24 protein-coding genes are annotated in these 24,817 nt (G+C 58.9%); 21 read left to right on the plus strand and 3 right to left on the minus strand.

Annotated features, from left to right (window positions below; translation table 11 throughout):
* The first annotated feature begins 2 nt into the window (after nt 1-2).
* The 10 genes from FMF02_RS09565 (at nt 3) to FMF02_RS09605 (ending at nt 11,054) form a co-directional block, all read left to right on the plus strand.
* Nucleotides 3-842 carry a hypothetical protein gene (locus tag FMF02_RS09565; protein WP_141412986.1) on the plus strand — a complete coding sequence of 280 codons (840 nt, stop codon included), beginning with the start codon at nt 3-5 and terminating at the stop codon, nt 840-842.
* 157 nt (nt 843-999) lie between these two features.
* Complete coding sequence (locus FMF02_RS09570; protein WP_141412987.1) at nt 1,000-1,896, plus strand: hypothetical protein; 897 nt, start codon at nt 1,000-1,002, stop codon at nt 1,894-1,896.
* A gap of 265 nt (nt 1,897-2,161) precedes the next feature.
* Nucleotides 2,162-2,827 carry a hypothetical protein gene (locus tag FMF02_RS09575; protein WP_141412988.1) on the plus strand — a complete coding sequence of 222 codons (666 nt, stop codon included), beginning with the start codon at nt 2,162-2,164 and terminating at the stop codon, nt 2,825-2,827.
* Nucleotides 2,824-3,282, plus strand: a complete 459-nt coding sequence (locus FMF02_RS09580) for a hypothetical protein (protein WP_141412989.1) — start codon at nt 2,824-2,826, stop codon at nt 3,280-3,282. The genes FMF02_RS09575 and FMF02_RS09580 overlap by 4 nt, the downstream gene beginning before the upstream one ends.
* Nucleotides 3,283-3,472: 190 nt before the next feature.
* Nucleotides 3,473-3,595, plus strand: a complete 123-nt coding sequence (locus FMF02_RS13960; protein WP_256130248.1) for a hypothetical protein — start codon at nt 3,473-3,475, stop codon at nt 3,593-3,595.
* On the plus strand, nt 3,592-4,728 hold the full coding sequence (locus FMF02_RS09585; RefSeq protein WP_141412990.1) for a GNAT family N-acetyltransferase: 1,137 nt from the start codon (nt 3,592-3,594) through the stop codon (nt 4,726-4,728). Before FMF02_RS13960 ends, FMF02_RS09585 begins: the two co-directional genes overlap by 4 nt.
* Nucleotides 4,718-5,206 (plus strand): formyltransferase family protein, encoded by a 489-nt coding sequence (locus FMF02_RS09590; protein WP_141412991.1) that lies wholly within the window; start codon nt 4,718-4,720, stop codon nt 5,204-5,206. Before FMF02_RS09585 ends, FMF02_RS09590 begins: the two co-directional genes overlap by 11 nt.
* Nucleotides 5,207-5,352: 146 nt before the next feature.
* Nucleotides 5,353-6,588: a BACON domain-containing protein gene (locus FMF02_RS09595; protein ID WP_081584242.1), complete on the plus strand. Its 1,236-nt coding sequence runs from the start codon at nt 5,353-5,355 to the stop codon at nt 6,586-6,588.
* Between the two features lie 26 nt (nt 6,589-6,614).
* Nucleotides 6,615-9,419, plus strand: a complete 2,805-nt coding sequence (locus tag FMF02_RS09600; RefSeq protein ID WP_141412992.1) for a BACON domain-containing protein — start codon at nt 6,615-6,617, stop codon at nt 9,417-9,419.
* 24 nt (nt 9,420-9,443) lie between these two features.
* Nucleotides 9,444-11,054: a BACON domain-containing protein gene (locus FMF02_RS09605; RefSeq protein WP_141412993.1), complete on the plus strand. Its 1,611-nt coding sequence runs from the start codon at nt 9,444-9,446 to the stop codon at nt 11,052-11,054.
* A gap of 100 nt (nt 11,055-11,154) precedes the next feature.
* Here the strand turns inward: FMF02_RS09605 and FMF02_RS09610 are convergent, their stop codons facing one another.
* Nucleotides 11,155-12,036 (minus strand): AraC family transcriptional regulator, encoded by an 882-nt coding sequence (locus FMF02_RS09610; protein ID WP_141412994.1) that lies wholly within the window; start codon nt 12,034-12,036, stop codon nt 11,155-11,157.
* Between the two features lie 163 nt (nt 12,037-12,199).
* Between FMF02_RS09610 and FMF02_RS09615 the strand changes: the two genes are divergently transcribed.
* The gene (locus tag FMF02_RS09615) at nt 12,200-12,940 is read left to right on the plus strand and encodes a lipopolysaccharide kinase InaA family protein (RefSeq protein ID WP_019130012.1); all 741 of its coding nucleotides are present in this window, start codon (nt 12,200-12,202) and stop codon (nt 12,938-12,940) included.
* A 69-nt stretch (nt 12,941-13,009) separates the two neighbouring features.
* Here the strand turns inward: FMF02_RS09615 and FMF02_RS09620 are convergent, their stop codons facing one another.
* Nucleotides 13,010-13,309, minus strand: coding sequence for a GNAT family N-acetyltransferase (locus FMF02_RS09620; RefSeq protein ID WP_141412995.1), 300 nt, complete (start codon nt 13,307-13,309; stop codon nt 13,010-13,012).
* A 297-nt stretch (nt 13,310-13,606) separates the two neighbouring features.
* Between FMF02_RS09620 and FMF02_RS13680 the strand changes: the two genes are divergently transcribed.
* The 3 genes from FMF02_RS13680 to FMF02_RS09635 all read left to right on the plus strand — a co-directional run bounded on the left by FMF02_RS13680 (nt 13,607) and on the right by FMF02_RS09635 (nt 17,413).
* Nucleotides 13,607-14,200 (plus strand): outer membrane beta-barrel protein, encoded by a 594-nt coding sequence (locus FMF02_RS13680; RefSeq protein ID WP_162502293.1) that lies wholly within the window; start codon nt 13,607-13,609, stop codon nt 14,198-14,200.
* 379 nt (nt 14,201-14,579) lie between these two features.
* Entirely contained in the window at nt 14,580-16,286 is a 1,707-nt protein-coding gene (aspT, locus tag FMF02_RS09630; protein WP_141412997.1) for an aspartate-alanine antiporter, read from the plus strand.
* A gap of 119 nt (nt 16,287-16,405) precedes the next feature.
* Nucleotides 16,406-17,413: a LacI family DNA-binding transcriptional regulator gene (locus FMF02_RS09635; RefSeq protein ID WP_141412998.1), complete on the plus strand. Its 1,008-nt coding sequence runs from the start codon at nt 16,406-16,408 to the stop codon at nt 17,411-17,413.
* 70 nt (nt 17,414-17,483) lie between these two features.
* Here FMF02_RS09635 and FMF02_RS09640 read toward each other — a convergent pair whose 3' ends face one another.
* Nucleotides 17,484-18,878: a type III PLP-dependent enzyme domain-containing protein gene (locus FMF02_RS09640; RefSeq protein WP_141412999.1), complete on the minus strand. Its 1,395-nt coding sequence runs from the start codon at nt 18,876-18,878 to the stop codon at nt 17,484-17,486.
* A 215-nt stretch (nt 18,879-19,093) separates the two neighbouring features.
* Here FMF02_RS09640 and FMF02_RS09645 point away from each other — a divergent pair, with 215 nt between their 5' ends.
* The 7 genes from FMF02_RS09645 to zupT all read left to right on the plus strand — a co-directional run bounded on the left by FMF02_RS09645 (nt 19,094) and on the right by zupT (nt 24,679).
* Nucleotides 19,094-19,834, plus strand: a complete 741-nt coding sequence (locus FMF02_RS09645) for a hypothetical protein (RefSeq protein WP_141413000.1) — start codon at nt 19,094-19,096, stop codon at nt 19,832-19,834.
* 50 nt (nt 19,835-19,884) lie between these two features.
* Nucleotides 19,885-21,084, plus strand: coding sequence for a sigma-54 interaction domain-containing protein (locus FMF02_RS09650; protein ID WP_141413001.1), 1,200 nt, complete (start codon nt 19,885-19,887; stop codon nt 21,082-21,084).
* 166 nt (nt 21,085-21,250) lie between these two features.
* The gene (locus tag FMF02_RS09655; protein ID WP_019130004.1) at nt 21,251-21,772 is read left to right on the plus strand and encodes an LptE family protein; all 522 of its coding nucleotides are present in this window, start codon (nt 21,251-21,253) and stop codon (nt 21,770-21,772) included.
* A 5-nt stretch (nt 21,773-21,777) separates the two neighbouring features.
* Nucleotides 21,778-22,278: a tetratricopeptide repeat protein gene (locus FMF02_RS09660; RefSeq protein ID WP_019130003.1), complete on the plus strand. Its 501-nt coding sequence runs from the start codon at nt 21,778-21,780 to the stop codon at nt 22,276-22,278.
* A gap of 19 nt (nt 22,279-22,297) precedes the next feature.
* Entirely contained in the window at nt 22,298-22,660 is a 363-nt protein-coding gene (secG, locus tag FMF02_RS09665; protein WP_141413002.1) for a preprotein translocase subunit SecG, read from the plus strand.
* A 249-nt stretch (nt 22,661-22,909) separates the two neighbouring features.
* Nucleotides 22,910-23,863, plus strand: a complete 954-nt coding sequence (locus FMF02_RS09670) for a cation diffusion facilitator family transporter (RefSeq protein WP_019130001.1) — start codon at nt 22,910-22,912, stop codon at nt 23,861-23,863.
* A gap of 15 nt (nt 23,864-23,878) precedes the next feature.
* Complete coding sequence (gene zupT, locus FMF02_RS09675; RefSeq protein WP_019130000.1) at nt 23,879-24,679, plus strand: zinc transporter ZupT; 801 nt, start codon at nt 23,879-23,881, stop codon at nt 24,677-24,679.
* The last annotated feature ends 138 nt before the right edge of the window (nt 24,680-24,817 follow it).

The raw sequence follows: 24,817 nt of genomic DNA on the forward strand, positions 1-24,817 counted from the left end.
CTATGGCAGCAAAAATGACAATCCAAACCCGGACACAGCTTCCGGTCTATACGGCGGAGACACTTGCCGCCAAGAATCCCGTCCTGCTCAAGGGCGAGGTCGTTTATGAATCCGATACGCGCAAGCACAAGGTCGGTGACGGGACGACGGCCTGGAACAGCCTGCCCTATGCCGGGGGAGGCGATACGCCCGACACGATTCCGGCGGCGAACGTCGAGCAGGATGCCTCGCACCGTTTCGTGACCGATACGGAAAAAGACCGATGGAATGCGGTGTCACCTTCTGTTCCGAATCTGATATGGAAGGTCAGTGAAGGTTCATTCCTCATAAAACCAAGCTGTTCTTTAGATGATCCGATCTTGGCTCAGTGTTATATCGGATTCATTCGTTACAAGCGCCGGAGAAATCGAAAGGATCGAAGAGTGATGCCCTATCGGGATCGGCCGGATGATATCGGTTATCACCTCGTCGATACCGATGATTTCCCGAAACCTGAATGGGCAGTCGAAAAGCTATCGCCGATACCTTTCGATATCGAGCAAGCAAAGGCATCGAATGGGTGGATGCGCGTCAACAAGGTTCGCACTATCTGTGCCCGATTTATTGAGGAGGTAGCAGATAGTACATACGCCCAAAATATACGGTTAATCATTCATAACGGCACGAGCACCGACACGAAATTAAATATGGGTAAAGATAAGTATGGTTTGATAAAACAGTTTGCATCGGTTCGTTGCGGGATTGTGATGTTTACGGGAAAACCGGAAAAGCGTATCGAAGGAAATCGTTCGTATTTCAAAGCATGTTGCTCTAATGTAGGTTCCGGATATTTTTTGAGATAAGCACTTTATTGAGCGGGGGACCTCTGATATGAGTTTCACATTCGTGAGATTCTAATAGTCCAAACTCATCGGTGGTCGAACCATAAGAGGCACTCTGCTTTTTTTATATAAACTTTAACGAAACAACAAGAGCCATCAAACAAACAGTATTTTCAAGATGAGCAAAACCATTCAGAGCCGGATTCAGCATTCGGTATATACCGCAGCGGTACTCAAGGCCAAGAACCCCGTTCTGCTGAAAGGAGAGGTCGTCTATGAATCGGACACGTGTAAATACAAAATCGGAGATGGTTCCACTGCCTGGAACACCCTCCCGTATGGGGGGGGGAATTTTGAGGGGCCTATTTCGGCCGCAGACATTACCCAAGACACCACGCACCGTTTCGTGACCGACACGGAGAAAACGACTTGGAACGGCAAGGCATCGACGGCCGTCGTCACCCAATCGGCCAACGGTCTGATGTCGGCGGCCGACAAGAAGAAACTCGACGGCGTGGCTGCCGGGGCGAACAACTACCAGCATCCGGCCACGCATCCCGCTTCGGTAATCGTACAGGATTCGACGCACCGTTTCGTGACCGACACGGAGAAAACGACCTGGAACGGTAAGGCATCGACGGCCGTCGCCACCCAATCGGCCAACGGGCTGATGTCGGCGGCTGACAAGAAGAAGCTTGACGGAATTACTGATGATATACTCTCCTTACCGGGTGAAGGATACGAAGAGGTAGAAATTGTCGATCAAGTCAGTATGTCTGCATCGGGAGTAATGGTGAAGGTCGTTCCCGGATTTGTCTTGTTCATTATCAAAAGCGTCCAATTTGGAGGACTCAAAACTGCCAAATTCACGCTTCCCGGTTTTATCATCGGGTCCGTACTCACACCGGCTGCTTTTCGCGCTCCCGGAGGAACATGCACAACGATATACATATCTACAGCTACCGACAAGACTAATAAATGTTCGAATATTATGTTTTCAGGGGTAGATAATGCAGGAGAAGTTACGGCACCTCTGACATTCGCCATACAAGCTACGTCTTTTTCACGAGAATAAGCGACAAAAGAATACGATAACTTGATTTCAGATATGAGTAAAACCATTCAGAGCCGGATTCAGCATCCGGTATATACCGCAGCGGTACTCAAGGCCAAAAACCCCGTCCTGCTGAAAGGAGAGGTCTCTATGAATCGGACACACGCAAACACAAAGTCGGAGATGGCTCCACCTCATGGAACGCCCTCCCGTATGCCGGAGGGGGGGGGATTTTGAGGGGCCTATTTCGGCCTCGAACGTCACACAGGACGCAAACCACCGTTTCGTGACCGACACGGAGAAAACGACCTGGAACGGTAAGGCATCGACGACTGTCGCCACCCAATCGGCAAACGGACTTATGTCGGCCGCAGACAAAAAGAAGCTCGATGGTGTAGCCACCGGAGCCAACAACTACCAGCATCCGGCCACGCATCCCGCCTCGGTGATCGTACAGGATTCGACGCATCGCTTCGTAACCGACACTGAAAAATCATCGTGGAACAACAAGGCTGCAAGGGATGTAGCGACCCAGATATCCAAAGGGCTGATGTCTGCGCTTGATAAGGAGAAGCTCGACTGTATTTCGGCGCAATGTCTTATATCGACTTCGACGACGACAGTTAGTGGAACTTTGGATTTAAGTTCCAATGTAAGTTACACCAAAGGGAAAGGGTATATTTCGTCGATACGGTTATTGGCTCAATCCGCCACTTCCCTGACTATCGACAGCACGGTTTTGGCAACTGACGATTTGCCCCTGATTGTCGAATTGGTATTGAGATGCAGAGCGGGGCTGGCAAGTAATCTGAACCTTTCTATTTTGTTGGCAGGCGATGCCAGCAACTCGAGTATCACCATTCCGAAAGGTTCAAAACTGATTACTTTGAGCTTTATGATGTTGAACGGCCATACCGATAAATATTCCTGTTATAGAGTTTCCGTAATATGATGAAAATCGTATATAATCGTTTTATTCCGTTCGGCCGCTTCACGGCATTGACCGTGCTGGTCTGGCTGTTCGTGAAAGAGGGCGTCGCATTGACGGCCCGACTACTCAATCACGAGAAAATCCACATGCGGCAGCAACTGGAGATCGTCGCCGTTTGTCTGCTGGGTACGGTGGCGGCACACCTCCTGTTCGGGGTTTCCGCATGGTGGATGCTGGCGGCCGTTCCGGCGCCCTTATTGATTTACGGCCTTTCGGTCGCAATAGAAGTTCTCCTGCCGCCCTACAACCGCGCCTACGGGAACAGTTGTTTTGAAACCGAGGCGATCTACAACCAGCACGATCCCCTCTATACCCGTCGATGGTGGCGGCATCTGTTCGCGTGGATCACCTACATCCCTAACCGCAAATATCCATACATCCCACCTGAAAAACGACCGCCGATGATGAAGAACTGATCCATAACATGGGGGCATGAAAAAGCCCCCGGCCGTAAGTAGAGATCTCACCCACATACTTACGCAAGCGCGCGCCGAAGACGCACGACCGAGGGCTGGAGCCTTCTGTCGCGTCTTCGGCGCATTTATATGCAGTATGTGGGTGAGATGCGACAAAGATAAATATTATTCACCTTAAAACAATATTTGAATGGCATTTAATTACAAAGAGCAGTATGGCGTAATCGTCATCTGCAAGGATGAAAAAGAGCAGCGGGAGATTTACGAACGGCTCCTCGCTCAAGGTTTGACTCTTAAAATTGTTACTGTATGATTGTAAAAGTAAAACACCATTGCAGCGACTTCAACAGTTACCGAGCCGCACGAGTAAAAAGCCTTTTCAATGCTGAGAACGGCTGTGATTGGGAACGCTCGGCCGAGCTTCCCGTCGAGGGGCTGGACTGGAAAATCGGTCTTATTGTCGGCCCTTCCGGAAGCGGCAAGACAAGTATAGGCAGCCGCATTTTCGGTGAGCCCATCTATGACTTGTACGCTGGGTGGGATGCCACGAAGCCTATCGTCGATTGCATCGCCCCAGACGGAGATTTCAATGCCGTAACGGGTGCATTGTCAGCCGTCGGCCTGGGTGATGTCCCGGCATGGCTCCGGCCATTTCCCGTCTTGAGTAACGGTGAGAAGTTCCGCGCTGGCCTGGCCCGCCTGGTATGTGAACGGCCCAAACGGGCAGTCGTCGACGAGTTCACTTCGGTAATCGACCGACAAATCGCCAAGGTCGGAGCGGCCGCTTTCGCAAAGACATGGCGAAAAGGTGATGGGCAGGTTGTCCTGCTTTCCTGCCACTACGATATTATCGAATGGCTGCAGCCGGATTGGGTATATGATATGCAGGAGGCCCGGTTTTACAATCGGGACTGCCTTCAACGCCGCCCCCAGCTCAAACTTCAAATTTATAAAGTCCGGGGAACTGTGTTCCCCCGATTGTTTAAGCAGCATTATTATTTAGACCTGCCTGCCCCGGTGGCTGCCGAGTATTTCGTCGGATTCATCAACGGTGAGCCTGTCTGTCATGTAGCAGTCTCACCGTTATTCACCGCGGGAGCTTATAGGGCGACGCGGTTGGTCGTGATGCCCGAATGGCAAGGAATTGGAGTTGGCACAAAGTTCCTCGCCGCCGTTTGCGAATATCATCGTCAAGGACATGGCCGATGCGGCAAAATGCTGCCCGTATTCTTCCATACGTCGCACCCGCAGCTATGCGGGGCACTCCGTCATTCCCGGAAATGGGTACAGACGGCGGCAAGCCTGTATGGGGCGAATAAAACGAAGTCCATAAGCTCAATGATTAAATCGGCGGCAAGGAAAGGACAACCAGGCCGACCAACGTCTGGCTATGGCGGTCATTTCCGAGCCGTACAAGCGTTTAAATATATTAATAATGGTTGTTAAGATATTAGGAAACTCCGATACAACGGCCTATAAAGAGGCCGAACGAGTGGTTAAGTCGCTGGGGCTGGCAGTTTGGAATGAAAACTATTTTTTTGTGGATGTCGCTATCGCTCCGTTATTGATTGAAAAGGTGAGCAACGAAGAACTGGCAGAACCCAACCTGGGAACGCTGATATTCCATCCGTCACCGCTTCCGTATGGCAGAGGTGCATCCTCGATACGCTGGGCGTATAGACGTCAAGAACCTATTACGGCTGCGACATGGTTTTGGGCGGATAGTGGCCTTGATACGGGGGACATCTGCGAACAAGAGATCGTTAAGATCGACTACAACCTTCGACCGCGGGAGTTTTATGAACAGGAGATCATTCCGGCTATGCAAAGGACATTAAAACGCTGTTTAAACGATCTACAAAAAGGTATCAAACGGCGAGTTCCACAAATAGAGAAATACGCAACTTTCGATAAGCGAATTTAAGTGAACGAAGCGCACCCAATGGGTACGCTTCGTTTTTTTGAGGAAGTCGTTTCGTTTAAAATCCGTCGAACATTTGGATTTGCGGATTATAGTTTCGCTTCGGAAGGCTATCCTCAGACTTTTTATTTACTTAAATTTCATCCTTTATGAGAAAATGGTTTACATGGTGCTTACTGACGGCGGTAGCGTTCGTCGGTTCCGGTTGCTCGGACGACGATGACGGCGGGCAGGTGAAGCTGGCCTTCTCGAAACGGACGGCGGTATTCGGTGCGGGAGGCGGAGCGGTCTCGATCAACGTCGATGCGGCCGGCGCTTGGAGTGCGGCGCAGCCCGAAGCCGGCTGGCTCGAAGTCGAATACGACGCGACGTCGATGCGGCTTCATGCCGAGGCGAATCCGTCGCCCGAGGTACGGCAGGCCGAAGTAGTCGTTACCACCGGAGACTATACCGCGACGATCGACGTCGCGCAGGAACCCGCCGAGCCCGTGACGCTCGACGTGAAGGGGCCCGAAAGCTATGTCTTCGATTCGGAAGGGGGCGAAATCCTGCTTTCGGTCGCGTCCAACGCTGCGTGGACGGCTTCTGTCGATCAGACGTGGTGCGTGCTCTCGACCGACCCGGAGAGAGGACTGGCGACTTTGACCGTCGCCGAACCCAATACCGGAGACAAGACGCTGACGGCGACGCTCACCGTCGAGGCGGGTACGGAGGTCAACGGTGCGAAACAGACCTTTTCGCTCTCGCAGCAGATGCGCGGCGAGAATCCCTATTTCCGCATTCCGGGCACCTTTTCGATCACGGCCGACCACTGGATGCTGCGCGGCGTCGATCAGGGAGCCGGCACCCGGGGATCGTGCGTGATCGAAGAGGATCTCTACAACCAGTATTTCAACCTCTCGGCGCTGACGTTCGACGGTCAGGGCGAACCGATGCGGATGGAGGCGCTGGCGCTGAATCTGCCCTACAACCGCGAGGAGTGTTACGTGTCGATTCCGCTCGGGCAGTTGCTGGCCACGTTCGAGGAGAAGGACATGATGGTCTATCTGGTGGCCATCAACGTGAAGAACTCCACCTTCACCACCGGTTCGGGCGCCGTGACGGGCGTCGTGTCCGACGATTTCCGCACGATCACGCTCCACGGGCTGCCCGAAGAGTATCAGACGCTGGGTCTTATTTCGCGGAAAATATCCGATACGTCGCAGGTCGGCATGTTCGGCGATATCTACTATCCGAGCGGTGAAGGGATCGTGCTCGCGCGCGAGGCGGCATCCGCGTCGCCGGCATCGCTTCCGGTGGCGTTCAGTTCCGTGCAGCGGGGCGACGTCGTGCGGCTGCGCGCCCACACGACCGGCCGGATCAACCGGATCGAGCAGTTCAATTGATGCAGAAACGCTAAAACAGAGAGCAGATGAAACGATTATATCATGTTATAAGTGGTTTGGCGGGCGGCGTTCTGCTGCTGGCGGGATGCGAGGGCGATACGATCGTGCTCGACGCCGATCCCGTCGCACCGGAGGCTACGACGCTCAGCGTGACGTCGGACAACCCGCTCTATTCGGCACAGGAGGGGAGGGGAACGTTGCGCTTCAAGACGCCCGGCGGCGAGGTCGTATTCTCCGTCGAGACCAATGCCGAGACATGGAGCTACACCAACGACAACGAGGCGTGGCTCGCAGTGGAGCAGAACGAATACGACGGTACGCTGACGCTCCGCGTCCAGCGGAACGAGGAGGCGTCGGAACCCGCCGCCGAGGTGGTCGTGACGGCGGGCGAAGGGTCCGGCGCGCGGACGTGGACGGTGGAGGTCGTGCAGAACGCGGCCGGAACGCCCGAAATCGTGGCGACGCCCAATCGGGTGCTGATTCCGGCCTGCGGATCGCTGCTGAGCGCTTCGACCGAAATCGCCTGCAACTATGAGGATTGGGAGTTCACCCAGTCGTGCGACTGGATGTTGGTCGAGCGCCGGCAGGACAAGCTGGTCTTTACGGCCGACGAGAATACTTCGTCGGAATCGCGGCAGGTCGAAGTGAAATTGACGGCGGGCTACGGCGATCGGAGCATCAGCGAGACGGTCGTCGTCGAGCAGGACGGCAGGGCCTTCGTCAGGGCGCTGCCGGAGGCTCTGTCGTTCGACTATCGGGGCGGCACGAAGACGATCGCCGTATCTTCGAACTTCGAGTGGAACCATGCGGCCGATGCGAAGTGGTTCGCCGTCACGCGCGAGAACGACGTCTTGACCGTCACGGTCGACCCCTACGACGGCGAACAGGGGCGGACGGAGAACATCAGCCTGACGACCGGCGTCGGCGAGAATACGGCGTCGCTGGAAGTGGCGATCACCCAGATGGGCGTCAACGACAAATATCTGCGCTGGAAGTTCGAGATTCCTTCCGACAATGCGACGGCCACGGCGATGATCGCCGGCGAGGTCGATGCCGAGATCAACTGGGGCGACGGTACGGTCGAGACCGTCACGACGGCGAATCCGACGCACGTCTACGCTACGGCCGGCAGTTACGACGTGGAGGTGAGCGGCAAGGTGACGGCATTGAAATCGGCCGGCGAGAAGAGCTATGTGGTAGAGGTGCTTCAATGGGGACAGACGGGGCTCACGTCGATGGAAGATGCCTTCAACGGTTGCATGAACCTGAAAAGCATTCCCTCCGATACGGCCCATTCGTTCGACGGGGTGACGACTTTCAACGAAGCGTTCTACGATTGCCAGACGCTCGGCGCCATTCCTGCGGGGCTGTTCGACAACGCTACCCGGGCGACCGACTTCACCTCGACGTTCCATTTCTGCCACAGCATACCGGAGATTCCCGAAAAACTCTTCTACTACAATACCGAAGCGACTTCGTTCAGCCAGACCTTCTATTATGTGGGTTCGCAGGTGAACAAGGAGGCGGAAGGGCTGCTGACCGAGATTCCGGCAGGGTTGTTCGAGACGAACACCAAGGCGCAGACGTTCCTCTCGGTATTCGGCCATACGGCCATCCGGTCGGTTCCGGCCACGCTGTTCCAGAATTGCCCGAACGTGACGGTCATGACCTCGCTGTTCGACAGTTGCAAGGCGTTGGAGATCGTTCCGGCCGACCTGTTCGGCGGGTGCCCGGCGGTGACGAGTTTCTCGCAGGTATTCCGCATGTGCACGGCGCTCAAATCGATACCCGAACTGATTTTCTTCAACAATACGCTGGTGACGACCTTCAAGGGGGCGTTCAGCGGTGCGGGGATCGAGACGATTCCGGCCGGTCTCTTCGCGCGGCAAGTCGGTGTGACCAGCTGTTCGGCCGTTTTCCAGGACTGCCCGATCGGCTCGATTCCGCGCGGACTCTTCTCGACGATGACCAAGTGTACCGATTTCTCGCAGGCTTTCAAGGGGTGCACGAAACTGACATCCATACCCTCCGATCTGCTGGCTTCCTGTCCCGACGTCTCCAACGTCGCGTCGATTTTCTCCGAGTGCGCGTCGATCGCCTCGATCCCGAGCGGACTGTTCGGCCACACGACGAGCATCAAGAACGGCAACAACCTCTTCGAGGGCTGCTCCTCGCTGCGGACGCTGCCCGACGACCTGTTCGCCACCTTCTCGGCCACGGGAAACTTCACCTTCACGAGTACGTTCGAAGGGTGTACGTCGTTGCAGTCGCTGCCTTCGGGGTTGTTCGCGACCGTCGCGGCGACCGGATTCGCCAACACCTTCACCGATTGTACGGGATTGACGTCGCTGCCTGACGACCTGTTCGCCGGACAGACCAAGATCAAGACCTTCTCGAACACCTTCAACGGTTGTACGGGACTCGAATCGCTGCCCGAAGGGCTCTTCGCGGAGTGTGCGGCCATGACTTCCGTGTCGTCGGCCTTCATCGACTGTACGGGACTGAAATCGCTGCCCGCGGGGCTCTTTGCGAAGAATGCCGAACTGGCGACGATCACGTCGGTCTTCTCGGGTTGTACGGGGCTTACGTCGATTCCGGCCGGACTGTTCGACAACAACAAGAAGATCAAGACCGCGAAGACCGCCTTCAAGAATTGTTCGGCGCTGACGGGCGAGTCGCCCTTCACGCAGATCGACGGCCGGAAGATACACCTTTACGAACGTACCGCGGCACTCGGCTTCACGGCCGTTACGAACACCAACGCCACCGATTGTTTCGCGGGCTGCACGGGCCTGAGCGATTACGATGCGATGCCGACGGCGTGGAAATAAGTGAAACAGTTAATGGAAAGCAAGATGAAAAAGTTCATTATCAAGCTCCTTTTCTCGCCACGGCAGCGTTCGAGCGAGCTCGGCTCGGCACTCGGCTTGACGAAAAGGTCGAATATCGTTCGTCCGTTTCCCACCGCGGCGCAGCCCGCACAAGCGCGGCGCAGGCCGGTCGGACTGGCGAAAACGTGGATATATGCCGCATCGTTTGCGGCCGGCATGTTGCTGGCGGGTTGCGACACGGACGATGAATACCGCGCCGCCGAGCCCGAGCTCTACCTGACGGCCTCGACGCGAATCTTCGCCCTGTCGGCCGACGGCGGGCAGCGAACCGTGGTGATCGACACCAACTGCGGCGAGTGGAAGGTTACGACCGACGCCGCAGGTTGGCTGTCGAACCGGAAGGAGGGGAACCTGCTGACGATAACGGCCGGAGAGTCGTTGTCGACGAAAGCGCAGACGGCCGTGGTGACGGTTTCCAGCATCGACGACCCGTCGCTGACGTGCGAAATCCGCGTGATGCAGTACGGAACCGGCGCCACGAACCTGTCGGCACTCGGTACGGCCAACTGCTACATGGCGTCGACGGGTGCGTCGTACGTCTTCGACGCCTCGATCAAGGGCAACGGCTTGGGCGACGGCAATTCGGAATACATCGACAAGCACGGCCTGCTGCTCGACGAAGGGGTGGCGGCCGAGCTGCTGTGGGAGGCGGTTTTCGATGCCGACAAGACGCGCAGCCGCGACGTGATCGACGGCGAACCGGTTTACCGCAACGGCCGTATCTGGTTCACGACGGGCCGTGAGCAGGGCAATGCGGTGATCGCGCTGCGCGATTTTTCGGGCGAGATCGTTTGGAGCTGGCATATCTGGGTGACGGACCGCGAGGTGACGCTGACGGCCGCCAACGGCTACGAGTGGATGGATCGCAACCTCGGCGCGCTGAACAATACGCCGGGCGACGTGGCCAACCGCGGTCTCTTCTATCAGTGGGGACGCAAGGATCCGTTCCTGCCTTCGTCGGCGCCCTATACGACAGGGAACGTGACGGAGGCCAATGTCGAGAATCACCAGGTGGGCGACGGCACGGCCGAGTGGGCCTATACGGGCGTCCGACAGCAGTTGTTGACGGAGGCTCCGGGCAATATCGAGAATGCCGTACGGCATCCGACGCAGTTCCTGAAAACCTATTACCAGTATTCGGGTTCGTCGTGGTACGTGACGCCGACCAACGATGCGTTGAAGGAGGCCGACCTGTGGGGCGGAAATAAGATGTCGTCGGGTTACAAGACTATTTTCGATCCCTGTCCGCTGGGGTACATGGTGCCGCCCGACGGGGCTTTTGCGACGGCTGCCGGCGACATGTCGACGGGGGTGAACGTCGATACTCAGTGGGGCCCGTTCGAGGGCAACGGCCGCGCGTGGATCGGCGGAACGGGCGATTTCTTCCCCTTCGTCGGGATTCTGACGATCAACACGCCGCTGACGAACTGCGGCCATATCGGCGTCTACTGGACGGCGTCGGCCGACGCTTCCAACGGCTACGGCTACGAGGTCTACGTGACGTCGGACTGGGGGCGCTACCGCCAGGGGGCGACGGCCTACGGCAACTCGGTGCGCTGTGTGAAGGAGAAGTAGCGTGCTGCTTGGGATGGGAGAGCCGGACGAATCCGATTCGTCCGGCTCTCTTTTTTCGTCGGTATCCGCATGAATGCCGGCGGAAGATGCGGTGCCGCCGTCAGTAGGCTTTGCGGCGGAACTCTTTGGGCGTCATTCCCACGCGGCGTTTGAAATACTGGCCGAAGAACGACGGATTGGGGAAATTGAGTTTGTCGGAGATCTGCTGAATGGTGAGCTGGTGATTGGTTTTGAGCAGATTTTTCGCGTGCATGATGACCGTTTGGTTGATCCACCACGCCGCGCTGTTGCCCGATACGGTCCGTACTACCGACGAGAGGTATTTGGGCGTCACGCAGATCTGGTCGGCGTAGTACCCGATTTCGCGCTCGCGGACGTAGTGCTGCGAGACCAGAAAGAGAAACTCGCGGAACATGCTCTCCTGCCGCGTTTGGGCGCTCATGGCCAGCGGTTTGCCGTGTTGATAGATGTGGAAGATTTCGTAGTAGAGCATCATCGACATGTGGAGGGTGATCTGGTCGCGGTAGGGGTGGCCGTTCCGTTCGAATTCACTGAACATGCGGCAGTATTTGAGCATCCGCCGGAAAGTCGTATCGTCGAGCGAGATACAGGGATGGTCTTTGATGTAGAGGAACAGCGAGGTCGCCGAAGGGACCTGCACTTCGCGTGTGACGTCGATCTCGGGGACGATGCAGTAGGCCTCGAAATCGTCGCTGTGGTCGTCGAGTTGCATGAGCATTCGGGGGAAGAAGACGCACAGGTCGCCCTTCTGGATGTAGCAGCGGTGCTGGTTGAGCGTGACGCGGCTTTTCCCTCGCAGGCAGATACAGAACCCTCCGGTATTCAACTCGTGCGGCAGATAGTCGGATTCGGTGAATTCCATCGAGGAACTCGTGAGATGCAGCAGCCGGAACGAAGCGGAGTTCGGCCGTTCGGAATCCTGTTGAGGAGTCACTGGAATTTGTTGGAGGATTTCTTCCATAATAATGTTGAATTTCGCCAAAAGTAATAACTTTTTCTCGCATAATAGGAGGATTGAGCTCCTTTATTCGACTTATTGAATGTTATTGCCCGCCATATGGACAAGAAGCGCATCCTCCGATCGTTATTTTTGTGACGAATTACAGGAAAAAGACGAAAAACGAATGAAAATCATCTTGTCGGAAAAATACGGCCGTCTGGCTTCGTGGATGCGGAAATTGCCTGCGCAGGGCGTTTGCGGGGAGGTATTGCGCGACGACCGCAATACGCTTTGGTGCGAACGGGTGGCGGGCGAGGAGTTTGTCGTCAAGCGTTTCGCCGTACCGCTGCGCCTGAACCGCTGGGTCTATACGTTTTTCCGGCCGACCAAAGCCCGACGTTCCTATGACTATTCGCTGCGGCTCCGGCGGTCGGGCATCGCCGTGGCCGACCCGGTCGGTTACATCGAGTGCCGGCGGGGGCTGCTGTTCCATACGGGCTACTATGTTTCCAAACGGCTTCCCTACCCGACGCTCCAACAGCTGGATCGGGAACCGCAGGCACGGCAGTTCGAGATTCTCGATGCCTTTGCGGCCTTCACCGTCCGCCTCCACGAAAAGGGTGTGCTCGATTACGACTACAATCCGGGCAACATCTTCTATTACCGGGAGGACGGTGCGTGGAATTTCGCGCTGATCGACGTCAACCGCATGGCCTTCCGCCGCAACCTGAGTCGGCGCGACTGCGTGGAGATGCTCCACCACCTCGACTGGGAGACGCCCTATCTGGATTATGTGCTGATCCGTTATGCCGAATTGCGCCGCTGGGACTGGAAACTCCTGAGCGGCGCCGTACTGCTCAAACAGGGGATCAACCTGCCGGTACGCATCCGGCGCTTTTTCAAACGGCTCATCGGGAGGAAGTAGCGGCCGGCGATGCGATTATCCGTCCGAGAAGTTGTATTTTCGGACGGCGATGGGATGCTACGGCACCGGTCAGCGTTCGGCGCCGGCCGTTTCGCTCACCATGTCGCTCCACTCCGGATGCCGCTTGATGTAGACGGCGACGAAAGAGCACTGCGGAACGACTTTCAACCTCTGCCTGCGGATGTCGGCCAGTGCGGCGGCGACCAGTTGTGCGCCTACGCCACGCCCCTCGTATGCTTCGGGGACGAACGTATGCGTCAGGACGATCGTCCCGTTGTCCTTTTCATAGTCGATATAGGCGGTATGCCCTCCGAGGTCGAACTCGTAACGGCTGCGGGCCTCGTTGTCTTTGAGGATGTATCGTTCCATAGAATATCGTTGTTTTCAACCGTCGTTTTCTTGCCGAAGCGCAGTTCGCGCGACGCGGCTCTGCCCGTTCGACTCGGAGAAAACGTTGAATTTCATTCTTCGTTTTCTCGCCTCGGTAGAGTCCGAACTGCGTTCGGTTCTGCGCTCGGCTTGACGAAAACGTTCTGTTTGGCCTGCAAATTACAAAATCGATTCCAAAACGGCTGTAAATCTTCCGGAATAAATGCGGGATTCCGGAAAATTCGTATATTTGACGATGCGAACTTATCCCGAACACCTTACTATCTATTCAATTTTATGAAAAAACTCTTTCTCCTCGCGGTGCTGTCGGCCGTCGTGTGCGGCGCAGCGGCACATCCCAATCACATCTTCGGCGTGCGTGTCGGCATGAACATCGCCAACATGACCTTCAAAGCGGGCGGCGTGAGCGCTACGCCCAACTCCGTAGTCCGCCCGCTGGTGGCTTTCTCCTATGAAAAGAGCTTGATGCACACCCTGCCGCTCTATTTCGAAACGGGGCTGGGTATCGCCGGCTACGGCACCTCGGTCAGCGACGGTGCGGTGAAGCTCAACGCCTACTATTTCGAGGCGCCGGCACTGGTCAACTGGCGTTTCGGTTTGACGGAAGACGTCTCGTTGATTCCTTATCTGGGTCTGAGTATGCGCGTCGGCTTCGCCGGCAAGGTGAAGTCCGGATCGGCAAAGGCCGATACGTTCGGCGACGGGGGATTCGACCGTTTCGATATGGGCGTCCGCGCCGGCATCGGGGTGGAGTACCGTCGTTATTCGTTCCGTTTCGGTTACGATGCGGGATTCCTCAATCTCTCCGATGTGTCGGACGTCACGGTTCGCAACAAGACGTTCCAGCTGCAATTGGGCTACCGCTTCTGATCGTAGCCCGATCGCAATTCATCGCTTCCCCTGCCGTTGCGGCGGGGGAAGGTCGTTTTAGGAAGGCTCGCTTTCCGGGCGGTCGGATTTCCGCGCTCCGTTTCGCTGCGTCCGGAACGAGGGTTTCGGCCCGGGTCGTCGGATTCCGGTACAGCCATTCGGAGAAGGAATCCTGCGGGGCTTCCTGCGTGAGGATCGATTGCCGGCGCATTTGCAGCGATCACCGGTGGGCAGGCTTTCGTGCGACGTATGTTCCCGATTCCGGTTTCGGCGGCCCGCAGGCCCGTGCGGAGGCATTGCGGAAGGGCGGGAAAAGTCCGGAACCTGTTTGCGGCACGCACTTTGCGCATGGGGCGAGTGTAAAACACCCCCGAAAGCTATGTTTGCGGATATTCATTTCATCGATTTTTTGCGCGCCAATCCGGCGCTGGCCGTTTTCGTCACCCTTGCGCTGGGTTTTCTGGTCGGCAAACTGCGCTGGCGCAGTTTCTCGCTCGGCACGGTGACGAGCGTGCTGCTGGTGGGCGTCGTGGTCGGGCAGTTGAAAATCGAGATTCCCGAACCGGCCAAGACCCTCTTTTTTCTCCTCTTTCTCTTTTCGGTCGGCTACGCCGTGGGCCCGCAGTTCTTCCGCGGGCTCAAACGCGACGGGCTGCCGCAGGTGGGGTTCGCGGTGGTCGTCTGCCTGTTGTGCCTCGGGTCGACGTGGCTCTGCGCCACGCTGATGGGCTACGACGTAGCGCAGGCGGCCGGACTGTTGGCCGGTTCGCAGACCATGTCCGCCGTGCTGGGCGTGGCGACCGACACCATCCGCCAGCTGCCCGACGGACAGGCGATCGATCTGGACGCCATGCCCGTCTGTTATGCCGTGACCTATATTTTCGGTACGGCGGGGTCGGCGTGGATCTTGGGAACGCTCGGCCCGCGTCTGCTGGGCGGGGTGGAGAAGGTACACAAGGCGGCGCTCGACCTCGAATCGAAGCTGGGCGACGACGTCAGTTTCACGGCGGGCTTCGATCCTGCGGCGCGTGCCATCGTCTTCCGCGCCTACAAGGCCGAAAACGACTGGTTCGGGCAGCGGCACACCGTCGCCGAATTCGAACGCTACATGCAGTCGCAGAAGAAACTGATTTTCGTCGAGCGGCTGCGTCAACGGGGGCGCATCGCCGACGACGTGACGCCCCGCACGACGATCTATCCCGGCGATACGCTCGTGGTGAGCGGCCGCCGTCAGTATGTGATCGAGGAGGAGGATTGGATCGGTACGGAGGTCGAAGACGCGGAGTTGACGAACTTCTCGGTGCAGAGCCTGCCCGTGGTGGTGAGCAAGCGCGGAGCGGCGGGGCAGTATGTGCGCAATATTTTGAAAAGGAAAGAAATGCACGGTGTGAATATCCGTTCTATCCTGCGTGCCGGCGTGAAGATTCCGGTGCTGGCCGGCGGCAAGCTCGATGCCGGCGACCGGCTCGAACTGGTCGGCCTGCCGCAGGACGTGCGCCGCGCCGCGCCGACGCTCGGGTTCAGCGATCCGGTCTCGGAAAAGACGGGGATGCCGCTGGTGGGGCTGGGCATCTTTTTGGGCGGACTGCTCTTCGGCTGGTTGCTGATGACCCGTATCGGGGCCGTGCCGCTGAGCCTTACGGTGAGCGGCGGCGTGCTGATCGCCGGCCTTTTCTGCGGTTGGCTCCATGCCCGTTATCCCCACGTGGGCAATATCCCGCAGCCGACGTTGTGGTTCATGAACAACGTCGGCCTGAACACCTTCATCGCCATCGTCGGCATTTCGACCGGCCCGACCTTCATTCAGGGATTTCAGGAGGTAGGGTGGAGTCTCTTTCTGATCGGCGCGGCCGCGACCTCGATTCCGCTTGTCGCGGGCATCTTCATCGGACGTTACCTCTTCCGGTTCAACGATGCGCTGACGCTGGGGTGCGTCGCGGGGGCGCGGACCACCACGGCGGCGCTGGGCGCCGTCGAGGAGACGATCCAGAGCAACGTCCCCTCGATGGGTTACACGATCACCTATGCTATCGGCAATACGCTGCTCATCATCTGGGGCGTGGTGATCGTGCTGCTGATCGCGTAGCGGGCGGCGGACTTTACCGGAGCGTCCGCTTCTGCCGCGGGGCGGGATGTCCGCCATTAGGCTCCGTTTGCAAAAGCAGGGTAAAATCCGTAGTTTTGTCGCTGTCAACCCCAGCGAGCATGAAACGAATCACGATCAAAGAGTTGGCCGAAAGGCTCGGACTGTCGCCGTCGACCGTGTCGCGGGCGCTGGCCGGCGACCGGAACATCCGCCGCGAGACGCGGGAACGGGTTTCCCGACTGGCGGGGGAACTGGGTTACCGTCCCAATCCGGTGGCTGTGAACCTCCGGTCGGGGCGGAGCAATACGGTCGGGGTGATCGTGCCCGAGATGGTCACGCCTTTCGCCGCGACGGTCATCGGCGGCATCCAGCGGGTGTTGTATGGGCGCGGCTTGAAGGTCATCATCGCCCAGTCGGACGAGAATCCGCAGACCGAATGCGGGAATCTGGAATTGATGGAGCGCTTCATGGTCGACGGCGTCATCGCCTGTCCGTGCGACGCGACCCGTAACGGCGAGATCTACCGGCGTATCCGGCAGCGCGGCGTGCCGCTGGTCTTCTACGACCGTGCGCCGCTGCGCGTCGATGCCTCGCGGGTGATCGTCGACGATTTTGCGACGAGCTATTTCCTTATGGAACACCTCGTCCGCAGGGGATGTCGCCGGATCGTCCACCTCGGCGGCCCGGCGCATATCCCGAATGCGAGGGAGCGTCTGCGCGGGTTCAGGTATGCTTTGGGGAAGTTCGGGTTCGTGTCGGACGGCCGGTCGGTGATTCCGGCAGGCGTGACCTTCGACGACGGCCGTGCGGCGGCCGACGAGTTGCTGCGCCGGATGCCCGATGCCGACGGCCTCTTCGCGTGGACGGATACGGTGGCGATCGGCGCGATGAACCGGTTGCGGGAACTGGGCATCCGCGTTCCGGCGCAGATGGCGGTGGCGGGGTATTCGGGAACCGTACTCTCGACGATCGTCAATCCGCAGCTCACGACCGTCGAGCAGCCGCTCGACGAGATGGGCTGCCGCGCTGCCGAACTGATTCTGGAAAAGATCGCCGATCCGTCGGCGCCCGACCGCACCGTCACGCTGACCGCCTGTATCCGCGAACGGGCGTCGACGGCGCGTTGAAAGAAGGATTACCGCGAACGGGGGCGCGTATCGACCGATACGCGCCCCCGTTCGTGTCCGGTGCGGCGGATCAATAGCCCAGGATACGCATCATGGCGCGGTAACTCTGCTCCTTGGCGAACAGACGCGTGTAGTATTCGTTGTCGCCCTTGTCGCGGTCGATGATGATGTGTTTGGGCGCGGGGATCAGGCAGTGCTGGATGCCGCCGAAGCCGCCGATCGACTCCTGGTAGGCGCCCGTATGGAAAAAACCGATGTACTGCGTGTTGCCCGCTTCGAGTTTGGGCAGGAAGATGGCGTTGGTGTGCGACTCGGCGTTGTAGAAATCCTCGCTGTCGCACGTCAGCCCGCCGAGGAAGACGCGCTGGTACTCCTTGTCCCAGTTGTTGACGGCAAGCATGATGTAACGCTGGTTGATGCCCCACGTGTCGGGCAGGGTGGTGATGAACGACGAGTCGATCATGTACCAGTTCTCGCGGTCGTTCTGCTGCTTCTGGTTGACGATCGAGTAGAGCGCCGCGCCGCTTTCGCCCACGGTGAACGATCCGAACTCGGTGAAGATATTGGGTTCCTCGATGCCGTTCATCTCGCAGATGTGTTTGATCTGCGCCACGATCTCCTCGGTCATGTACTCGTAGTCGTATTCGAAGTTGAGCGAGTTCTTGATCGGGAAGCCGCCGCCGATGTTCAGGCTGTCCAGTTCGGGGCAGATGGCCTTCAACTCGCAGTAGACGTTGAGGCACTTGCCCAACTCGTTCCAGTAGTAGGCCGTGTCCTTGATGCCTGTGTTGATGAAGAAGTGGAGCATCTTCAACTGGAACTTCTTGTTGGTCTTGATCTTGCGCTTGTAGAAGTCGACGATGTCGTTGTAGCGGATGCCCAGACGAGAGGTGTAGAAATCGAATTTCGGCTCCTCCTCGCAGGCGATGCGGATGCCCACCTTGCACTTTTTCTCGATCGCGGCGTCCAGCAGTTCGACCTCCTCCTTGTTGTCGATCACGGGGATGGTGTTTTCGAATCCGTCGTCGACCAGCTGCGCGATATTCTCCACGTACTGAGGACGTTTGAAACCGTTGCAGATGATGTAACGGTCCTTGTCGATGATCCCGCCGTCGTAGAGGGCGTTGATGATGTGGATGTCGTAGGCCGACGAGGTTTCGAGGTGGATGTCGTTTTTGAGCGCCTCTTCGAGCACGAAGGAGAAGTGGCTCGATTTGGTGCAGTAGCAGTAGTTGTAGGCGCCCTTGTAGTCGACCTTCGCCATGGCCACGTTGAACATGCGCTTGGCACGTGCGATCTGCGAGGAGATCTTCGGCAGGTAGGTGACCTTCAACGGTGTGCCGTACTGCTTGATGATCTCCATGAGCGGAATGTCGTACAGATTCAGCTCGTTGTCCTCGACCGAAAATTCATCCTGAGGGAAATCGAACGTCTGTTCGATCAGGTCTTTGTACTTGTTTTTCATGCTTTGTTCGGTTCGTTTCCGGGAATCCGTCCGAGCTACATCGGTCGAAATCCGGCGAAGTAGCTCGATTACTTTTTCTCGAAATTCGCGGTGCAAAGTAGCTAATTATTTTTGATATGCGCAACGATTCGGTGCAATATCTCGATTTTTGCAGGCGTTTTCTGCATATCACGGAAAAATGTTGTAATTTTGAGGGGTAAAATCGACGGGATGTTATGACAACGGACGTGAAAGTTTTGATCGCAGAATTCCTTCGCACGCACAAGCGGCTCGTCGTGCCGCAGTTGGGGGCCTTCATCGTGAAGGCGCCCGGCGGGGAGATCCTCTTTTCGGAGCTGTTCAAGCGCGACGACGGGGTGCTGCGAGGGCTTTTGACGGCCGCCGGCGCCAGCGAGATCGAAGCGGCGGGCGCCATCGACCGGCTGATTTTCGATCTGCGCCACGCCGTGCAGCACGGCGGCGTGTATCTCGTCGCGGGGCTGGGGACTTTCTCCGCCGGCGCCAACGGGACGCTGACGTTCGCCTACGATCCGCAGGCCGGTGCCGCGGCGGGGCCTGCATCGGCGCTGCCGGCGGGTTCCGCTGTGGAGACGGAAGCATCCGGCGAACCCGCTGCGGACAGGACCGTTGCATCCGGCACGGGCGGATCGGTCGGGTCGGATGCCGTCGGCCGCGGACGGACGCCGCGCTATGAACCCGATCCCTGCGTGAAGGGTCTGACCTACGGCCGGCCGGTCAAGACGACCGATGCCTATACCTTCGTCGGCAGCAAGCCGGCGCGCCGGATCGATGCGTTCCTCATCGTGGCGATCGTGGCGGCGCTGCTGGCCGTGGGCGTGATCGTCTACGGATATGTCAACGACCGCCGCGCCAAGCAGATGCAGGCGGAGTTGATGGAGGAGGTTTCGCAGAGCGCCGCCGCCGACGAAGCCGCTGCGGAGTCTGTCGCCGAGTGACCCTTCCACAGCGGCAGGGAAGGGGACCAAACGAAAAAGAAAGAAACCCTATGGATTTAGTCTCATTGAAACAGCGCTTCGGCGTCATCGGCAATTCGGAGCTTCTGAATCGGGCGCTCGAAGTGGCCGTGCGCGTCGCACCGACCGATCTGTCGGTGCTGGTGACGGGCGAGAGCGGCGTGGGCAAGGAGTTTTTCCCGCAGATCATCCACGCCTATTCGGCCCGCAAGCACAATAAATATATTGCCGTCAACTGCGGTGCCATCCCCGAAGGCACGATCGATTCGGAGCTGTTCGGCCACGAGAAGGGGTCGTTCACGGGTGCCGTCGAAGCTCGCAAGGGCTATTTCGAGGAGGCCGACGGCGGGACGATTTTTCTGGACGAGGTGGCCGAGTTGCCGCTCTCGACGCAGGTGCGCCTGCTGCGCGTGTTGCAGACGGGCGAATTCATGCGCGTCGGTTCGGCCCGGGTGCAGCGCACCGACGTGCGGGTCGTGGCGGCGACGAACATGAATTTGCAGGAGGCCATCGAGAAGGGGCGGTTCCGCGAAGACCTCTACTACCGGCTCAACACGGTGCCCATCGCGGTGCCGGCGTTGCGCGACCGGCGCGAGGACATCTTCCTGCTGTTCCGCAAATTCGCCTCCGACGTGGCCGTACAGTACCGTATGCCGCCCATCACGCTCGACGACGAGGCGCGCCGGATGTTGGAGGGCTACTACTGGCGCGGCAACATCCGCCAGTTGAAGAACGTGGCCGAGCAGATCTCGGCCATCGAGGAGAACCGCGTGGTGACGGCGGCGATTCTGTCGCGCTACCTTCCGCAGCAGCAGGGGGCTTCGACGCCCGTGGTGACGGCGGCGGGCGTGGCGGGCGATTCGGCGAGCGAGCGCGAACTGCTCTACAAGATCCTGTTCGACATGCGGGGGGACATCAACGACCTCAAACGCATGGTCTCGGAGCTGTTGCGCGGCGGTGCGGCGACGTCCGAGGCGAAGCAGGAGGTGGCGGGTTACCTGCCCACGACGGCCGGGAGCACGTCGCACGGCCGCAATCGGGAGTATGCCGTCAACGCCGAGGTGGTCGAGGAGCCGCACGAGGCGCTGACGAAGGCCGACGTCCAGCGCGAACAGATCATCCGCGCGCTGCGCCGCAACAACGGCCGTCGCCGCGAAGCCGCCGCCGAACTGTTCATGTCCGAGCGCACGCTCTACCGCAAGATCAAGGAGCTGGGCATCGAGGACGATTGACGATCCCTCCTGCCGGCGCCTCACGGGAAGCCGAGGAACGGCAGCGGCGGGTACGGGATCGAAAAAGACGAATATGCGGACCGGATGCCTGCGGGGTGTCCGATTCCGGTCCGAACGGCGGTCCGGCGGCCGTCGCGGTGTATCGGAGAACCGATGATGAGATAAGATGATGCTGAAAAACAAGATAATCTGTTGTGCGCTGCTTTTGGCGGCGCTTGTGACGGCGGGCTGCGGCGTGACGATCAAGTACTCGCTGTCGGGTGCGTCGATTCCGCCCGATGCCAAGACCTTCTCGGTGGCCTATTTCCCCAACAACGCGCCGATGGTGGAGCCGATTCTCAGTACGACGCTCACCGATGCGCTGATCGACAAGTTTACGCGCCAGACCCGTCTGGCGCAGGTCGACGAGGGAGGCGACTTCGCGTTCGAGGGCGAAATCACGGGTTACTCCTCGACGACGGCGTCGGTGGCCAGCGACGACTACGCGCTGTTGAACCGCCTGTCGATCACCGTCAAGGTGCGTTTTACGAACGTGCTCGACGAGGCGATGTCCTTCAACAAATCCTTCACGGCCTATGCCGACTACGACTCCACGAAGCTGCTCACGGAGGTGGCCGGCGAGCTGGTGCCCGAAATCGTGGATCAGCTGGTGAACGATATTTTCCAGGCTGCGGCCTCCAACTGGTAACGGCGATGGCGACATTCAGGGAGTATATCGCTTCGCTGGGAGCGGCCGGCGCGGTGCCGGAGGCGGAGCTGGACGAACTGCTCGGACGCTACGAATGGTTTGCCCTCGCACGGCTCGTACGCCTGCGGCAGCGGGGCGGCGATCCGTCGGAGGACGGCCGGCTCGGCTTCGCGGTGCAGGACAGGGCGGCGGGGACGGCGCCCGAAGTGGACAGGGAGCGGCTGACGGCGCTCTGCGCGGACGATCTGATCGACGATTTCCTGCGGGCGGGCGACTACCGCATCGTGGCCGAGGAGGGCGAAGCCGACGACGAAGTGAAGACCGTCGCCGATTTCGACGACGAGGACGACCTTGTCACCGAAGAGTTGGCCGAGATCTACCGGCAGCAGGGGTTAAATGACGAGGCATGCGCGATTTATCGCAAATTAAGTTTGCGAAATCCGGAAAAAAGTGTTTACTTTGCCGAACTTATCGACGAAATAGCGTCCGAGGGGAAGAATCGTTAAAATAAAAGAATAGAACAGTATGTACACATTTTGTATCGTTGTGATTTTATTGGCCAGCGTCAGCCTGATTTTCGTGGTATTGGTGCAAAGTCCCAAAGGGGGAATGGCTGCCAATTTCGGTGCGGCGAATCAGGTGATGGGCGTGCGCGACGCGGCGAACGGCTTGGAAAAATTCACGTGGGCGATGGCTCTCGTCATCGTCGTGCTGAGCCTTGTGGCCACGCTGTCGATGGACAAGGGTACGGTTGCTGCCAGCAATAAGGATCTGGAAAAGGATGCCAATGCGTTGATCGAGATGACCCAGGAGGCTCCTGTCATGCCGCAGGCCGTGCCGGCGGAGGCCCCTGCTTCCGAGCAGCCTGCCGCGGATCAGCAGCAGTAACGTGCAAGCGACCCTGCGAATGAAAAGCCGGAACGGAAAGTCCGGCTTTTTTTGTGGCTGCGGCAGGTATCCTGATAAATAGGTATTGCATATCGACGGCAGGGTGCGTATATTTGCCGGTGTGAACCTGCTTTTTCGGTCGTCGTCTCCGTGTCCGAACAGTTCGTCTGCGGCAGCGGGGCGGCAGGGCAGGTAACGGAAAACTGCGTCGGGGACGCCGCCGCACGGATTAATAGTCAATCGAAGTTTATGGCGCATTCGCATCACGATCACTCCCACGAACACGTTCGGCGGCTCTCGTCGCTCAACCGCGCTTTCATCGCGGGCATTCTGCTGAACTCGGTTTTCGTCGCCGCGGAGTTCACGGCGGGCATCCTCTCCAATTCGATGGGGCTGCTCTCCGATGCGGGGCACAACCTGAGCGACGTGGCGAGCCTGCTGCTCGCCCTGCTGGCGTTCCGCCTGGCGCAGGTACGCCCCACGAGCCGCTATACCTACGGCTACCGCCGCAGCACGATTCTCGTTTCGCTGCTCAACGCCGTCATCCTGCTGGTCGCCGTCGGCGCCATCGTCGTCGAGAGCGTTCGCAAGCTGCTCCATCCCGAACCCGTAGGGGGCGAGGTGGTGCTCTGGGTGGCGGGCATCGGCGTGGTCGTCAATTTCGCCACGGCGCTGTTCTTCCTGCGCGACAAGGACCGCGACCTGAACGTCAGGGGTGCTTATCTGCACATGGCCGCCGACGCGCTGGTGTCCGTGGGCGTGATGGTGTCGGGGGCGGTCATGATGGCGACGGGCTGGTATCTGATCGATCCGCTGGTCGGCCTGCTCGTGGCGGCCGTCATCGTCTGGTCGACGTGGGGGCTGCTGCGCGACAGCCTGCGGTTGTCGCTGGACGGCGTTCCCGCGGGGATCGATTACGACGAGGTCTTCCGCACGGTGGCGTCGCAGCCGGGTGTGAGCGGGGTGCACCATCTCCACGTCTGGGCGCTCAGTACGACCGAGAACGCCTTGACGGCGCACGTAGCGGTACACGATTTGCAGCGGATGCCGCAATTGAAGGAGGCGCTCCGCGCACGGCTCCGCGAACTGGGGATCGATCACGCCACGCTCGAATTCGAGAGCGACGTGCAGCCTTGCGGCGAACATGCCGACTGCGATATGGAACAGGGCCGTTGCGGCGGCGCATCGCAGCCTGTCCGCTGAATCCCGTTGTAGCCTATGAACTCATCGATAGCCTTTCCGCTGCTGCTGACGCTGCTGGCCGGTCTCGCGACCGGTATCGGCAGCGCCATCGCATTTTTCGCGCACCGCACCAATGTACGTTTCCTCTCCTTTTCGCTGGGCCTTTCGGCCGGCGTGATGATCTACGTCTCGTTCGTCGAGCTGTTCGCCGAGTCGCAGACGTTGCTCACGGCCCAGTGGGGCGCCACGGCAGGCGTCTCGGCGACGGTCGCCTGCTTTTTCGGCGGCATCCTGCTGATCGGCGTCATCGACCGGCTGGTGCCCTCGTTCGAGAATCCGCACGAGATGCACTCGGTCGAGGAGATGAACCGCCGCCCCCATGACCGTAAGCTGATGCGCATGGGGCTGATGACCGCCCTGGTCATCGGTATCCACAACTTCCCCGAGGGGATCGCCACCTTCATGTCGGCGATCGACAACCCGACGCTCGGTATCGCCATCGCCGCAGCGATCGCCATCCACAACATCCCCGAAGGCATCGCCGTTTCGGTCCCGATCTACTACGCCACGGGCAGCCGCCGCAAGGCCTTCCTGCTTTCGCTGTCGTCGGGCCTGGCCGAACCGGTCGGCGCGCTGCTGGCCTATGCCGTGCTGCTGCCGTTCCTCTCGCCGACGCTGCTGGGGTGCCTGTTCGGATTCGTTGCGGGCATCATGGTCTTCATTTCGCTCGACGAACTGCTGCCCGCTGCCGAGGAGTACGGCGAGCACCACATCTCGATCTACGGCGTGGTGACGGGCATGGCCCTGATGGCCGTCAGTCTGATCGTCTTTTCCTGATCCCTCGCATCCCGGACGGCGGGCGCATTTCCGATGCGCTCCGGCGCCGTGCGGGTAGCAGGCGCCGGAGCGTATCCGTGTTCCGCGGATGTTTTTCGGAAGGCAGGAGGGAGGGGCGGAGCATGGTTCGTGCGGGAG

The organism is Alistipes communis, assembly GCF_006542665.1.
Taxonomy (GTDB): Bacteria; Bacteroidota; Bacteroidia; order Bacteroidales; family Rikenellaceae; genus Alistipes; species Alistipes communis.

Excerpts from the sequence above, each read along its gene's own strand:
- FMF02_RS09570 (WP_141412987.1), top strand. The coding sequence starts at position 1,000 with ATGAGCAAAACCATTCAGAGCCGGATTCAGCATTCGGTATATACCGCA.
- zupT (WP_019130000.1), top strand. The coding sequence starts at position 23,879 with ATGAACTCATCGATAGCCTTTCCGCTGCTGCTGACGCTGCTGGCCGGT.
- FMF02_RS09640 (WP_141412999.1), bottom strand. The coding sequence starts at position 18,878 with ATGAAAAACAAGTACAAAGACCTGATCGAACAGACGTTCGATTTCCCT.
- FMF02_RS09635 (WP_141412998.1), top strand. The coding sequence starts at position 16,406 with ATGAAACGAATCACGATCAAAGAGTTGGCCGAAAGGCTCGGACTGTCG.
- FMF02_RS13680 (WP_162502293.1), top strand. The coding sequence starts at position 13,607 with ATGAAAAAACTCTTTCTCCTCGCGGTGCTGTCGGCCGTCGTGTGCGGC.
- FMF02_RS09595 (WP_081584242.1), top strand. The coding sequence starts at position 5,353 with ATGAGAAAATGGTTTACATGGTGCTTACTGACGGCGGTAGCGTTCGTC.
- aspT (WP_141412997.1), top strand. The coding sequence starts at position 14,580 with ATGTTTGCGGATATTCATTTCATCGATTTTTTGCGCGCCAATCCGGCG.
- FMF02_RS09670 (WP_019130001.1), top strand. The coding sequence starts at position 22,910 with ATGGCGCATTCGCATCACGATCACTCCCACGAACACGTTCGGCGGCTC.
- FMF02_RS09590 (WP_141412991.1), top strand. The coding sequence starts at position 4,718 with ATGGTTGTTAAGATATTAGGAAACTCCGATACAACGGCCTATAAAGAG.
- FMF02_RS09605 (WP_141412993.1), top strand. The coding sequence starts at position 9,444 with ATGAAAAAGTTCATTATCAAGCTCCTTTTCTCGCCACGGCAGCGTTCG.
- FMF02_RS09660 (WP_019130003.1), top strand. The coding sequence starts at position 21,778 with ATGGCGACATTCAGGGAGTATATCGCTTCGCTGGGAGCGGCCGGCGCG.
- FMF02_RS09615 (WP_019130012.1), top strand. The coding sequence starts at position 12,200 with ATGAAAATCATCTTGTCGGAAAAATACGGCCGTCTGGCTTCGTGGATG.
- FMF02_RS09580 (WP_141412989.1), top strand. The coding sequence starts at position 2,824 with ATGATGAAAATCGTATATAATCGTTTTATTCCGTTCGGCCGCTTCACG.
- secG (WP_141413002.1), top strand. The coding sequence starts at position 22,298 with ATGTACACATTTTGTATCGTTGTGATTTTATTGGCCAGCGTCAGCCTG.
- FMF02_RS13960 (WP_256130248.1), top strand. The coding sequence starts at position 3,473 with ATGGCATTTAATTACAAAGAGCAGTATGGCGTAATCGTCATCTGCAAG.
- FMF02_RS09585 (WP_141412990.1), top strand. The coding sequence starts at position 3,592 with ATGATTGTAAAAGTAAAACACCATTGCAGCGACTTCAACAGTTACCGA.
- FMF02_RS09565 (WP_141412986.1), top strand. The coding sequence starts at position 3 with ATGGCAGCAAAAATGACAATCCAAACCCGGACACAGCTTCCGGTCTAT.
- FMF02_RS09645 (WP_141413000.1), top strand. The coding sequence starts at position 19,094 with ATGACAACGGACGTGAAAGTTTTGATCGCAGAATTCCTTCGCACGCAC.
- FMF02_RS09650 (WP_141413001.1), top strand. The coding sequence starts at position 19,885 with ATGGATTTAGTCTCATTGAAACAGCGCTTCGGCGTCATCGGCAATTCG.
- FMF02_RS09610 (WP_141412994.1), bottom strand. The coding sequence starts at position 12,036 with ATGGAAGAAATCCTCCAACAAATTCCAGTGACTCCTCAACAGGATTCC.
- FMF02_RS09655 (WP_019130004.1), top strand. The coding sequence starts at position 21,251 with ATGATGCTGAAAAACAAGATAATCTGTTGTGCGCTGCTTTTGGCGGCG.
- FMF02_RS09620 (WP_141412995.1), bottom strand. The coding sequence starts at position 13,309 with ATGGAACGATACATCCTCAAAGACAACGAGGCCCGCAGCCGTTACGAG.
- FMF02_RS09600 (WP_141412992.1), top strand. The coding sequence starts at position 6,615 with ATGAAACGATTATATCATGTTATAAGTGGTTTGGCGGGCGGCGTTCTG.